The following is a 13868-nucleotide window of genomic DNA, read 5'->3' on the forward strand; positions in this document are numbered from 1 at the left end:
TGGGCGGGAGAGTAGCATGTTAAACTAAAAATATGAAACTAAGAGAATAAAAAATGATTCCTCATATAAAGCATGAGAATGAATAAAACTATTGAAATAAAAAAGACATATTTTAATATGGTGTATGTTTAATCAATCTTAATTTCATCCCCTACTTTTACAAGTCCCTCCCTCAAAACTATTGCAAAAATACCTTCACTGGGCATAACACAATGTCCCATCTGATGATAAATAGCACAAGGTGAATGGCATTCTTTTCCAATTTGAGTAACTTTTATTTGAACTTTTTCACCAACAGACAGTACTGTGCCAATTTTTAGTGATTTTAAATCTATTCCAGAAGTAGTTATATTTTCTGCAAAATCCCCTTTTTTAACATTAAAACCATTCTTTTGGATTTTGTCTATACTTTCCTGGGCCAATAAGGAAACTTGTCGGTGAGATGAAGAATCAGCATGGGCATCATCCTTAAGTCCAAAATTTTTTAAGATTAATGATTCTTTAATATCTTTTTTCTTTGTTTGCTTCTCTTTACTGATACAAACTGCTAATACTTTACCCATTATACCAACCTGTATGCAAAATTAAAAAATAGAAAAAATAATTAATATTATTTGCTTGTAAAAGCTGCTTTTTGAGGAATATCCAGACTATTTTTATTTTTTAAAATTCCCAGCGCTACCTCAGCAACCCGCTCACCAGAAACAAGCATGCCGCCAAATGTGGGGCCCATTCTTGATTGGCCATATGCTGTGGCAACTGCCATTCCTGTAACCAGTAATCCCGGGAAAATTTCCTGAGTATTTTCTACGATGGCATCTTCTGACTTTTCAACCCACATTGGCTGATATCCTGGAGTTTCTAAAAGCCCTCTCTCTTCTAAGGAATTAACAACAACTGCATCGTGACCAGTTGCATCAATTACTAATTTAGACTCGATAGCTACAGGGTCAACACAAGTAATTGCTCTTGGTAGAGCAGAAACAGGAGTCCAGTTTATTACAACTCCCGAAACTTTGTCGTCTCTTAAAACTACATCGTCAAATTTAGTCATGTTGATAATTTTCGCTCCGGCATCGCAGGCACTGGCAATTAATTTAGAACATGCATGGGGGCCATCAGCCACATATAATCCTTCTTTAAATTCACTGTAGGGGACTCCAATTTCATCGAGAATCTTTTGGCCTGGAGCTCTAACAGTTAATTTATTCATTAAATAACCGCCAATCCAAAATCCTCCACCTAAATAATTGTTACTTTCAATTATCAAGGTTTTAACACCAGATTCTGCTAATTTTTTGGCAGCGTAAAGGCCGCTAGGTCCTCCACCTATAATAATCACATCGCTTTCGATGTAGTCTATAAATTCTTCGGCAAATTCAGAAACTATTGCTTTGGTAACATCTTTTTCAGATGCACTTGAAAATATCGCCATTTTTTTTTACCTCCAAATAATGATTTTTTAAATAAATGAAATTAATAAACCGTGAAAATTATCTAAAATCATGATTTATAACTAATAAATCTCTATTCAACATCTATTTCAGTCAATGTTGCGAAAACATCGTTTAAAGAAGATTCCATATTTATTTTTTCTTGGGTTTGTAGAACCTTTTCTAAATCTGCGTTTGTTTCAGGGTGTCGGGGAGCGGCACTGCAGCCACTATCAGGTAAAGTTGATATTTCAAATGTTCCAATTTTTCTACCGATCTCAGATATTTCCAATTTGTCCAGGCCAATGAGAGGGCTTAATATAGGAAGTGTGGATGAATATCTGGTGGCCAGAATATTGGGTAGAGTTTGAGACGCTACCTGACCTAAGCTGCTCCCATCAACAATCGCCCCTGCATTTTCACGATCGGCGAGTTTTCCTGCAATTTGATACATTCCACTTTTACATAAAACACAGGTCATTCTCTCAGGAGCATGCTCTCTACATTTGCCCAAAAAATCTCCGTAATTCACCTGGTATAATTTAATATCTGAACCTGAAGCGTACTCTTTTAATTTTTTAACAATTTTTATAACTTTAAGAGAGGGAGATGTGAATGGTTGATTATTGAAATTTAAAATTGTAACTTCACAGCCTCTCTTCATCATGAGATAAGTGGCTACTGGAGAATCTATTCCTCCAGAAACAAGGGCTATGACTTTTCCTTGGGTACCCAGAGGCATTCCACCAGGTCCTTGAATTTTTTCATGAAAAATGAATGTTTTATCTCCCCTAATTTCCACAAAAAGTTCGAAATCAGGATTAGTGAGGTCTACTTTAGAACTAGTTTTCCCATAAACAACAGAACCACAGTAAGCAGCTATTTCTTGACTGGTAAAGTCATGTTCACCTACTCTTCGTGCCCTGATGGCAAAAGAATCATTTCCTGAAAAAATTTCCTCTTCTAAAAGCTGATCCACATATTGCTGGATCCCTGTTTTAATATGTTCTTTAGTGGTTACTGTTTCAATTGCAGGGGAGAATGATACTATCCCAAATATTTTCTCCATATCAGTAAGTGCCTTATCGAATTGTTGAGGATAAAATAGGAATCTTCCGCTGTCATTTATAATTTTACCAGGAATTCCAGTTTTTATATTTTTAATTAATCTATTTTCAAATCTTCTTCTTACAGGAGGGCTTTTAATCCCAATTTCCCCATATCTAAGCAATAATAAATCGTAATTCACGTGATCTCCTCATTATTTAAATCTTTAAAAAGTTCCAAATAGTGGATATTTTCATCCGCCGTGGATAACCTGTATGATTTTTACATGATCCCCTTTGTTTAAAATTGAACTTTCTAATACAATTTGATCATTTTGAGTAACCACAACTTCTTCTGAATTAATTCCAAGTTCTTTAAGCAATTTTTCTACTGAAATCTGCTCTATATTCTTTTTTATTTTTGATTGGTGGAATTCAATTTCCATTGAATATGCCTCACGATTTAATTTTAAATCAGAATATTATAGGAATTCAGTTATTCTTTAACAATTGTTATATAATGATTGTTATATAAAGATTGTTATATAAAGATTGTTATAATCATATTAGGTCATTCATTTTAAAAGAAAAGAGAGATAAAAATTTTATATTAATCAACCCATTAGGGCATTGGAAAGATCTTCAATTAAGTCATCCTCATCTTCAAGACCAATAGACAATCTAATTAGCTCGTCACTAATACCTGCTTTCTTACGAGCTTCTTCAATCATGGATGCGTGACTCATTGATGCAGCATGTTCCACCAGAGAATCAGCCCCACCTAAAGATTCTGCAAGTGAAAAAACTTTCAAATTATTTAAAAATGATTTTACATCAGTTTTTAAATCAAAAGAAACTACTCCTCCAAACCCATTCATTTGTTTTTTTGCAATGTCATGGCCGGGATGCGTATCCAGTCCAGGATAATATACATTACCCACATTGGGATGGTCAGTTAAAAATTTTGATACTGCCGTAGCCGTTTTATAATGTTGCTTCATCCGAATTGGTAGTGTTTTGATGCCTCTTAAAACTAACCAAGAATCAAAGGGTGCAGCATTAGTACCTAAACCATTTAAAAGAAAATGAATATCTTCTGCAAGTTGTGGTGTAGTAGTGATAACAGCACCCCCAATAACATCACTGTGGCCATTTAGATATTTGGTTGTTGAGTGAACAACCAGGTCAATGCCATGTTCAATTGGCTTTAGAAAATAGGGTGTAGCAAATGTATTATCTGCAACTGAAATGATATTGTGTTCTTTAGAAATACTGGATATCAAGTCTAGATCCGTGATATTTAATAATGGATTGGAAGGCGTTTCAGCCCAAATAAGTTTTGTATTAGGTTTTATAGCATTTCGAATAGTTTCTTCATCATTTAATTTAATGAAAGTGAATTCAATTCCAAATTTAGTTAGTATCTCTGAAAACAGTCGGTAGGTGCCACCGTATAAATCATTACAGGCAATTACATGATCCCCACTTTCAAGTAAATGAAGTGTTGTTGATATTGCAGACATTCCACTGGAAAAAGCAAAACCTTCATTACCTCCTTCTAATTTCGCCAGAGCATTTTCTAATGCACTTCGAGTAGGATTACTGGTACGAGAGTAATCATGTTCTTTAGGTTTATTATAATCATCAAAGACAAAAGTAGACGTTTGATAAATCGGCGTAGTTACTGCACCAGTTACAGGATCTGGTTTTCTACCGGCATGAACAGAATTTGTTGCAAATTTCATATTTTTTCTCCTTTCATTAACATTTTAAGTTAACTATTGTTATATATTTATGAATTAAATATTCTGAAAGAGATAATGTTTTAAAAATCTTAGGTAAAGTATTTCTATAAATAAAGATCCCTGTGTTAATCCACCAATACATAAACTAATTAGTATAACTTTTTTATAACAATAGTTATATTTAAATTTATCTAAAATATCAATAATGAAAAATTTTTTGCAAACCTAATTTAAACCTCTAATCCAACTAAGAAGTTGACGATCTTGTGAGATTTAAGGATATATATCTATAAATTAATATTTTAATTAAAAAAAATAAAAAAAAGTAAATAATTTTATGAAATCTGGATAGAACTTATGATTTCATTGATACTGGTTTGCATATCCGAAAAATCAGTGGTTTTTGACCAGAATTCAAATAAATAAATGTATTTACTGGTTAAAACAGTAACAATTTTTTTACTTTCACCCTTGGCAGATGTATTAGCAACAAATCCTTTTTTACCACCAATATCTATAGCCGTTATATTTGAAATATTTTCACTGGCATAAATAGTTTTAAGCCGGCCTTTCAATGTACTGGCACTAATACCCTCAGATGGATATCGGTGAATGGCAACAATGAGTGTTTCATTGTCCGAAATCACTCCACCAATGGCACTTTCTGGTGAAAGCGAGAGATTTTTCAAATCTGTGAGATTCATCTCAGACCATTCACCAGGATAGGTAAAGAAAACACCGGATTTATTAAAAGTTTGATTGGTACTTGTATCCGTATTAATACATCCAGAACTCATTACTATTAAAACTAAAAACAATACAAAAATTACATATTTTTTCATAAAAAACCTCCCTCCCACTTACAATACATTATTTGGCTAAAAAAGAAGATATATTTTTCTATTGAGGTGTGTTTGGATAATAAAGAGGTTAAAATAAATATGAATGAAAAATTGGAAATAAAAAAAAATATGAATAAAAAGATTATTTTCGAGCCCTGGCAATTTTTCGAGCAATAACCAGCTCACCAATAGCTATTAAACCAACGAAGAATTTTTCAAGTCCACCCGTGGCCCATATGGCTTCGCCGAAAGTGGCTTCCTTAATATTCTTTTCATATTCTTGGGGTTTAATACGTTTTCCAGTTCGTCTGCGGGTTATAATAGCTGCAGCTTCCATGAGTTCGTCCCAACTTACACCTTTAAGCTCGTCTTCCATGGCTTCAAAGACCTTGGTAACTTTTATTTCATATAACTGCGAGAGGGTTTCCACGATATCAAAAGATCTTAAAACCCCTACCACAATGTCATCTTCATTTAAAACAGGAATACTGACTAATTTATGATGGGATGTTTCCAGTACCGCTAGACGTGCTGGGTCGTTTTCATTGACCTGCACAATATCGTCTTTAGGGTGCATTATATCGGATACTTTTTTTAATCCTTCTCTAAGGCCTCTGGTGACATCTAGAGATGTGATCCATCCCACTAATTTTTTATCACCATTAACTACTGGTGTAGTGAATTTCCTATATTTTTCCATTTTTATAGAAACTTCTATCAATCCCTGATCTGGGGAAACATCAATAAAATCTTTGTCCATAATCTCCTTAACTTTCATGGGCCAACCTCTCCAATTTTAGCGCACTAACCGGGCACTTTGTCGAACAAACTTCACATAAAATACATTTATCTTTATCGAGAATAACATCGCCGTTTTCTAATTTAATAGCACCTGTAGGGCAATTTTCCTCACAAACAAAACATTCCACACAGGCCTCTTGATCAATCAGTAGTTCCTTAGTTTCAATGATTGGGCCAAGCACCCTTTCTAAAGTAATTGCCTCTGGATCACAAACATTAGCACATGCCCCACAGCCAATACATAGTTCTTTGTTTATATGGGCGATTTCTTCATTTTCAACAGTTATGGCTTGGGTAGGACAGAATTTAGCGCATGTACCACATGAATTACATTTTTTAGAGTCTACAGAAATATTATTCATACGGAGCAAACGGTGCGGAACCTTAATATCATTAAGGCGGTACTGCACATTTTCATTGACATCTGCCATAGTTTCCACCACATTAATACACCCCACCGGACATGTTTGAGCACATATCTCACATTTAACGCAATTCTCTAAAATTTTTGCTTGTTTAACAGCATCAGCATCAGTTATAGCATCCACTGGACATTCCTGAACACAGAGATTACATCTTACACATTGGGGAGATATATTTATGAATTTATCGGAAACAGCACATTCCTCAATTTCTACCTTAAAATCCTCTACACTTTCCTTTAAATCAGCTGATTTTAAGGTAACCTCTCTTTGGAGATTTTCCATCTTCTTTTTAAAAGTTATATCCATAATCCAACCTCAAAGTGCCATTTGATAATTAATAATATTGAATTTTCATATAAGTCCCAGTTAGGGATTAATAATATTTAATCTTCACAACAACCACAGATAATATTGAAATTTCACATTAGATACTAATGAAATTTTTTCTTTAAATCTCCATTAATGTTATATGCATTTTTGTACCCTTTTAAGCTTTTCATATTTTTTTCATTCAGAAGTATTGGAGGTATAAGGTAAACCATCAGTGGCACCGTAACATTCTATACATTTAGAGGCCACATAATTTGCAAATTCGCACCCCTCTTTTAAAGAGTAATTTTGAATAAGTGAATATAATAAACCTGCATTAAATGCATCTCCGGCACCAGTAGTATCAACGCATTTCACATCAAGACAAGGCATTGAAACTTCAAATTCATCATTAACTGCATATGAACCCTGACTCCCGCGTTTAACAACAACCAATCCTATTCCTTCTTTAAGTAGGAGTTTAGCTCCTTGTATATATGATTCATATCGATTTTTCAATAACAGTTCCAATTCGACTTCATTAATCAATAAAATATCTGTGCGATTCAGTATTCTTTCTAATGATTCAAATCCTTTTTCAACGTAAATTCTACCTGGATCAAAACTAATTTTAATTTTATCGCGAATTTCGGATATTAATTCTTCCTGGGCCTTAAATGAGTCACCTACAAAGGAAGTTAGATGTAAAAATTGAGTATGATTAAGGTAAGAAAGATCAATATCCTCCATCAAAATAAGGTCATTAACTCCGGGATCGACATATAAACTTCTTTGACCCTGTTTATCTACAAAACCCATTACTCGTCCGCTGCGTCCTGATGATGAAACAGTAACTCCATCAGTATTTACTTTTTCCTGAATTAAGTTATTTAAAAGAGTATTTCCTTCCCTATCACCAGATACTTTTCCCAGGAATCCTGTTTTAAGACCCATCCGTGATAGGCCTATGGTGGTGTTGGCTGCAGATCCTCCACAAGATTCACTGACCCCTGTTATAAATGATTCTTCATCAGCACCAGCTAATTTATCCACATAATGCAGTTGGTCCATATTGAGGGCGCCGAACCCTACTACATCAAATTTATTGGTTTTTTGATTGTTCATTACCATCCCGAGAAGTATATTTTTTATTTGAAAAGTTCTTTTAAATCGATTTTATATTCCCCTAATTGTCCTTCATAATTACCTGCAGAGACGTTAATCACACCATCAACAGATGTAACAGCTTCAATTCCGGCTTTCATTGCTTTTTTCACATTATCCATATCCAGTCCATTAATTACTATTTCTGGAATATAATTTGCATTTACCGGTACTTTAGACTCACTTTTAAGTTTATCTTTTAAGGATGGGCAGAAAGGATGATTAGTTGTTGGGCCAATCCATGGGTAGTTGGTTTCTGGTTTTGATGCTGCAGAACAAATATCAAAGGGTGTTATAATTCCCTCGATTTTTTTAATAGATTCCAGTGCTTTTCTACCGGCTTTTAAAACTGATTCTTCATCTTCACACATATACCAAAAATTGGCGCCCATGATACCTTTTTGATATGATAACTTACTTTCTATTTTAAAGTCAGGAATGGCAATGGGAACCACAATCATATCCCTATCATTGATGTTTTCTTCCCACTCAAATCCATCTCCGCAATGGCCCACTTGTTTCATCATTCCAATGTGTCCTTCAGATATAAGTGATGCGTCGAAAACAGATGTGAATGGTTTTACCAGGATATCTTGACGGATCCGGTAAGACAATTCCACTTCAAATTTTTCCATATCATCCAAACCAAACCAGAACTGCACAATAACTCCTTGCCGGCCATCAGGAGTTTGCGACGAATCAACAAAAGATTCCACTCCCCCTTCTACTCTACCTATAACCGCGCCAGGAGTTGAAGTGGAATCAAAGGCTGCTCTTTTTAAAATTTCACTATCACTGGCTGTGATTAAGGCCCTGACACATGTGCCTTTAAATGCTTCGCAATAGGTTTCTTCTACTTCCACACCATTAATAATCATTATCCTAACTCCCCTATTGCTTTTCCTCTTACTTTTCTGCGACATTCCATGCTTTTTTTGGTGAGGTATTCCCAATTGTCATGGGTTAATTCAATTAAAGGCAATTCTCTATCTTGGAATATTTTCTTAAAATCCTCCAGTAAATTAAAGCTGATTCTAAAATTATCCATGGCCACCTGAGGGTCTTTAGAATATGCTTTAACAAACCCCAAGACATAATCCCTGTTGAATCTAGAGTGCATATCAGCTAATATAGATGTTACTATGGTATTTTCAGAGATTACAGTTATTTCAGCTTCCCTTACAGCGTACTCATTTCCATTAAAAGAAATAGATAAACCCTGGTTTTCCCTAACAAACCTCAAAGGTTCCACATCGGTTATGCTGTCACCGACATACATTACTTTAGAAGGAGAAATATCTGTTTTGCTTACGATGTCTTCTACAGCTAACTTTTTACCTTCACCACCAACGGTTTTTACTGAATTTAATAGTTTTCCAATTTCCATCCCCGGTATCTCTTCAAAGAAGATTTTATCCAGGTCCTTAAAATCTATACCTTGCACAATAAGGTCTTTTAATTCCATTAATCTATCTTTTTCAGATTCTTTAATGCTTTGAATTTCCAGATCCATTTTAGTATAGTAAGTATTTTCAAATGGGAACCCAGTAACATCACATAAAGCTTTAATATATTGCTGGTAACTGGTACTTACAATGAAAGAATTAAGTAATTTTTTAAGCTGATTTAACGTATCCTGCGCACCAGGGACCAAAAAAACGTTTTCTTTAGAAAATGTAACTACTTTTTTATTGGTTGCCCCGTATGCCTTTAAAAAAGGTGTGATTAATTTTAAAGTATCACCTGCATGGTAACCTGGTCTTTTTATCTCATCAACCAGCATATCATCATATTTACTAACAATAGAGAAAAATTCTTCTCCGCGAGGTATAAAGTGACCTGCCAATTCAAATGCATTATCATTAACTGATAATGGGCCTTCACAATCAGTTATAAATAATTTATCCATCAAAAATGTCCCTCCATGGACTAAAATATTTTTTTATCTTCATAAAATAAAAATATGGTTATATGGATTGAACTCTTATTGCAGTGACCGGGCAAATGGCCTGGCATTCACCACAGGCAATGCATGACTCCTGATCTACCAAAACATGATCATTCTCCATACTCAATGCATCTACCGGGCACTTATTTACACATATTCCACAGGACTGACAGGTGGAATCATCTACTTTAACTTCACCGTGTCTTGGACCAGTTATAGTGCGCCTTTTTAAGAGAATGGTATCATCTGTGGCTTCGAAATATTCTTCTTTAAGTTCAATAGCCGTGACAGGACAGGTTTCCACACATTTACCACAGAAAACACATTCTGAACTAATATGTACTGGTGAAGGCATTTCCAATTCAATACATTTAACAGGACACTGCCCAATACATGCCGAACAACCAATGCATTCTTCTTCAATTACTTTAATTTCTCTCCGGGGCGAAGTGGATTCAATAATCTCTTTAACATCAGTTACTTCAAAATCAGAACCCACAAGATTCTGAATTTTTGATTTGATAAGTGGAGTTACATCCTCTTCAAATTCCATTTCGCTGTGTTGGTAACTTACATCACGAATGACATTATTTAAAATACCGTCAATTTTTCCGGCATCATTAGCAAGTTTTTCAGATTCTTTTTCTAAAAGTTCAGACACTATTTCCATGGTTTTAAGCTTAGAAAATTGTTCATAAGCCCTTTTCCTTGAGGAGTACTTAATAGAAGCAGAAGGACAAACATCCATGCATTCTTCACACCTAGCGCAGTAAGATGGATCAATAAATGGCAGTTTACTCATTTTTCCTACATTTATAGCACCTTTTGAAGGGCAAACTCGAGTGCACGTCATGCAGCCAATACAATCCTTTTGATTCACCACTATTGCTTTTCCACCCACCACGGATCTTGGTAGGATTTCCCCGTATTTGATTGCTTCTGTGGGACATACTCTGGAACAGTATCCGCATCGGACACATTTTTCTTCATCAATTACACTATGAGCTTCCTCATTTCCAGATGCCACCAGTTCTATAGCACCAGTTTTACAGGCTGCCACACAGGCCCCGCAACGCCGGCATAGTTTAGGATTGATATTAGGTATGTTTTCACGTATAGGTTCTGAGAGAGTGGTCCTCATTTTTATAGCATCATAAGGACATGCTTCTCTACACAAAACACATCCAAAACATTTATCATCCAGTTCAATGTGGTTGTCTGGAGGTATTTCATGAACAGCATCTACAGGACACGCTTTAAGACAGGGACGCTCCTTACATTTTTCACATTTACTGAAGTCAATCTCGTAGTTAACTTCAACTTCCCGTAAGGGTTTAAAAAGTTTTTTAGTGGTGACAGGGATATTATCCTCTCCTAAACTGTTAAAATCCTTGATAATTTTTCATTCATAATTATATGGGTAAATTAGATGCCTTTAAAGTGATTAATATTACATCCTCTTCAGGGGATCTTTTAAGTAAGAATTTTGCAATATAATAACCAGCTACCCCGAATGGGCATGTCTGGTAACACGTACTGCATCTTAAACATTTATCTGGATCTCTTTTAACCCCTTTTTCTTCATCATAGATTATAGCTCCAGATGGGCAGTCTTCAAGACACAAACGACATTTAGTACATTTTTCTTCATCCCATGTAATAACCCGGAGTTTTAGTCGATCCGTGACTTTCTCAATAAGATCTATGACCATTTCTTCATTATTGAGAATTTGTAACGATTCTTCAATTAATTCATCAGCAGGTAGTTCCATTTTTAAGACTTTATCTGCAGGAAGAACTTTTATTTCATCTTGATTGTCTTCAATAGCTTTTTCTAATTTTTGAACAGCTAAATTTATAATCCTCTTTTGTTCTTCCACATTGGAAATGTAAATACCTTTAAGAGCCCCTTTAACCGGGCAGTTTTTAAGGCAGTCGCCACAGGCAATACATTTAGACTGATCAATAACTATTTTATTGTCTTCTTCGGTAATTGCTCCTTCCACCCGGCAGGCATTCATGCATTTTTTACATCGGATGCATAGATAATCGTCTATGACAAACATTTTTTCCACAGGAAGAATAGTAAATTCTTCTCTAATGAGGTGGTTTTCACCACATTCTATTGCTTTAGGATCAGTGGGACATACTTCTGCACAAAAACCACACCTAATACAGGCTCCGGCAGTAATTACGGGATAAGTTAGACCCTCCGTTTCAGAAGTGTCACTATCTCTCACCAGTTTAATTGCGCCTGGTGCAGGGCAAGCAGCTGTACAAGCTCCACAACCTATACAATATTCTTTAAAGACTTCCGGGAAATCTCTAAATCTTGCTGGTCTTTCAACTATATCATGACCTGATTTGGCATCAGCAAATTTCTCGGCCCATGATTTTCTAGCGAACTCATACAGGTACCATATTACAGAAGACATAAGGCATCATCACATTGTAAATTTAAACTATTTTTATCAAATTCTAGATTAATCGGCTTTATTTATTTCAAGTATTTTATGTTATGTATTCCCTGGAATTCTTTTTTTCCTTCTTTCTCATCGAGTATGACTACTCTCTCAGCACATGCCACACAGGGATCTACACTGGCGTATGTGGCTACAGCGTCGGCTACTGTGGCTGCGTCTTGAAGCATGTATTTTGCACAGGAATCAATATTCATGATACTGGGGGTTCTTATGGATATGTTGTTAATGAGGTTGCCATTAGTTTCAATCATATATGTAACTTCACCACGTGGAGCTTCATTTCTCCATTCACCATATCCTGCACCAATATCAATTTTTTTACGGACTTCTCCTTCAGGTAAATTATCTATTACTTGTTTTATGAGACTAATTGATTCGGGAATTTCATCAAATCGATTCATGGTTCGAGCAAAGTTATCTCCTTCTTTTCTCCAGATAACATTGAAATCCAGATGATCCCTGTAGGTATGGTGATCTTCTCTTAAATCATGTTTTAATCCAGAGGCTCTCCCTATAGGTCCAACTGCTCTACCTTTTATAGCGTCTTCTTTACTCATGACACCAACATCTTTAGAACGAAGACCTACTAAAGGACCCTGTTCAAACATTTCCACGTACTTATCATATTCTGATTCCAGATTGTTAATGATGTCTCGAACCTTTTGCAGGTGAGTGTCGTCTACATCCATACGGACTCCCCCTACTACGTTCCATCCCATATTAACCCGGTTACCAGTAAGTAATTCAATGGCATCCATTACAGGTTCCCTCAAATATAACATGTACATGAAAAGGGTTTCATGTTCTAATGCTTTAAAGTAAGTGGAGTTGGCCAGTAAGTGGCTTTGAATCCTGTCCAGTTCATTAGTTAAAACCCTTAAAAATTGTGCCCTGAGCGGTGCCCTTTCTCCAGAAATAAGTTCGAATGTTTCAGCAAAGGTCTGAGTGTGGATATAAGAACAGATACCACAGACCCTCTCAGATAAATATATGGCTTTTTGCCATGTTTTACCAGTCATAACCCTTTCGATTCCCCGGTGAACGTATCCGTAATCAATCTCGGCACTTAGAACCTTTTCTCCTCGGGTTTTGAGTTTTAATCTTAATGGTTCTTTAAATGCAGGGTGCATTGGTCCCAGAGGTAATATCATTCTTTCTGCCTCCCTTTAGCTGCTATGGCTCCTGGAGCCACTGCTAAAATAGCCTCTAATATTTCAGATGGTCTCGGTGGACAGCCTGGTATCTCTGCATCTACTGGTATAAAATCAGATACCGGAGCATATACACTTCCCCCTTCCTGATTAAATACATCACCAGATACCGGGCAATTTCCAATAACCACCACGACTTTTGGTTCAGGTGCTTTGGTATAAATCCGCCGCAGTTTGTCTTTCCATTGTTCAGTGACAGCCCCTGTTACCAGAATAACATCGGCCTCCCGGGGATTATTATGTACATATATACCGTATTGTTCTAAATCATAGCGAGGCGATAGCAGTGCCACTACCTCAATATCACAGCCATTACATCCACCTGTATTCACCAGGCAAACGTGAATTGAACTCTTTCTTACAATGTCTTTAAGAGCGTCTAACATTTCTTTACCTCTTAGTTTCCTCTTTAGGATTTCTAAAAGAATTGAAAGCACTTTATTATACCAGCACTTTAATAA

15 protein-coding genes are annotated in these 13868 nt (G+C 35.7%); all 15 read right to left on the minus strand.

Going from position 1 to position 13868, the window contains the following annotated elements; translation table 11 throughout:
• Nucleotides 1-128: 128 nt before the first annotated feature.
• On the minus strand, nucleotides 129-563 hold the full coding sequence (locus MXE27_RS02010) for an MOSC domain-containing protein (protein WP_248610726.1): 435 nt from the start codon (nucleotides 561-563) through the stop codon (nucleotides 129-131).
• A gap of 47 nt (nucleotides 564-610) precedes the next feature.
• A complete protein-coding gene (locus tag MXE27_RS02015; RefSeq protein WP_248610727.1) occupies nucleotides 611-1435 on the minus strand; it encodes a sulfide-dependent adenosine diphosphate thiazole synthase in 825 nt (274 codons plus the stop codon).
• Nucleotides 1436-1527: 92 nt separating this feature from the next.
• Nucleotides 1528-2682: a tRNA uracil 4-sulfurtransferase ThiI gene (thiI, locus tag MXE27_RS02020; protein ID WP_248610728.1), complete on the minus strand. Its 1155-nt coding sequence runs from the start codon at nucleotides 2680-2682 to the stop codon at nucleotides 1528-1530.
• Nucleotides 2683-2733: 51 nt separating this feature from the next.
• On the minus strand, nucleotides 2734-2925 hold the full coding sequence (locus MXE27_RS02025; protein ID WP_248610729.1) for a MoaD/ThiS family protein: 192 nt from the start codon (nucleotides 2923-2925) through the stop codon (nucleotides 2734-2736).
• 168 nt (nucleotides 2926-3093) lie between these two features.
• The gene (locus MXE27_RS02030; protein WP_248610730.1) at nucleotides 3094-4224 is read right to left on the minus strand and encodes a trans-sulfuration enzyme family protein; all 1131 of its coding nucleotides are present in this window, start codon (nucleotides 4222-4224) and stop codon (nucleotides 3094-3096) included.
• A 335-nt stretch (nucleotides 4225-4559) separates the two neighbouring features.
• Nucleotides 4560-5066 carry a hypothetical protein gene (locus MXE27_RS02035; protein ID WP_248610731.1) on the minus strand — a complete coding sequence of 169 codons (507 nt, stop codon included), beginning with the start codon at nucleotides 5064-5066 and terminating at the stop codon, nucleotides 4560-4562.
• A gap of 142 nt (nucleotides 5067-5208) precedes the next feature.
• The gene (locus MXE27_RS02040) at nucleotides 5209-5844 is read right to left on the minus strand and encodes a CBS domain-containing protein (RefSeq protein ID WP_248610732.1); all 636 of its coding nucleotides are present in this window, start codon (nucleotides 5842-5844) and stop codon (nucleotides 5209-5211) included.
• Nucleotides 5834-6598 (minus strand): 4Fe-4S binding protein, encoded by a 765-nt coding sequence (locus tag MXE27_RS02045; protein ID WP_248610733.1) that lies wholly within the window; start codon nucleotides 6596-6598, stop codon nucleotides 5834-5836. Before MXE27_RS02045 ends, MXE27_RS02040 begins: the two co-directional genes overlap by 11 nt.
• A 201-nt stretch (nucleotides 6599-6799) precedes the next feature.
• Nucleotides 6800-7726 carry a carbohydrate kinase family protein gene (locus MXE27_RS02050; protein ID WP_248610734.1) on the minus strand — a complete coding sequence of 309 codons (927 nt, stop codon included), beginning with the start codon at nucleotides 7724-7726 and terminating at the stop codon, nucleotides 6800-6802.
• Between the two features lie 23 nt (nucleotides 7727-7749).
• Complete coding sequence (locus tag MXE27_RS02055) at nucleotides 7750-8643, minus strand: formylmethanofuran--tetrahydromethanopterin N-formyltransferase (RefSeq protein WP_248610735.1); 894 nt, start codon at nucleotides 8641-8643, stop codon at nucleotides 7750-7752.
• On the minus strand, nucleotides 8643-9674 hold the full coding sequence (locus tag MXE27_RS02060) for a hypothetical protein (protein ID WP_248610736.1): 1032 nt from the start codon (nucleotides 9672-9674) through the stop codon (nucleotides 8643-8645). Before MXE27_RS02060 ends, MXE27_RS02055 begins: the two co-directional genes overlap by 1 nt.
• A gap of 58 nt (nucleotides 9675-9732) precedes the next feature.
• Nucleotides 9733-11112 (minus strand): 4Fe-4S binding protein, encoded by a 1380-nt coding sequence (locus tag MXE27_RS11970; protein ID WP_342765982.1) that lies wholly within the window; start codon nucleotides 11110-11112, stop codon nucleotides 9733-9735.
• 13 nt (nucleotides 11113-11125) lie between these two features.
• Nucleotides 11126-12148: a 4Fe-4S binding protein gene (locus tag MXE27_RS02070; protein ID WP_248610737.1), complete on the minus strand. Its 1023-nt coding sequence runs from the start codon at nucleotides 12146-12148 to the stop codon at nucleotides 11126-11128.
• A 62-nt stretch (nucleotides 12149-12210) separates the two neighbouring features.
• Complete coding sequence (locus tag MXE27_RS02075; protein ID WP_248610738.1) at nucleotides 12211-13347, minus strand: hydrogenase large subunit; 1137 nt, start codon at nucleotides 13345-13347, stop codon at nucleotides 12211-12213.
• A complete protein-coding gene (locus MXE27_RS02080) occupies nucleotides 13344-13793 on the minus strand; it encodes an NADH-quinone oxidoreductase subunit B family protein (RefSeq protein WP_248610805.1) in 450 nt (149 codons plus the stop codon). The genes MXE27_RS02075 and MXE27_RS02080 overlap by 4 nt, the downstream gene beginning before the upstream one ends.
• Between the last annotated feature and the right edge of the window lie 75 nt (nucleotides 13794-13868).

It is taken from the genome of Methanobacterium alcaliphilum, from assembly GCF_023227715.1.
Lineage (GTDB): Archaea > Methanobacteriota > Methanobacteria > Methanobacteriales > Methanobacteriaceae > Methanobacterium_E > Methanobacterium_E alcaliphilum.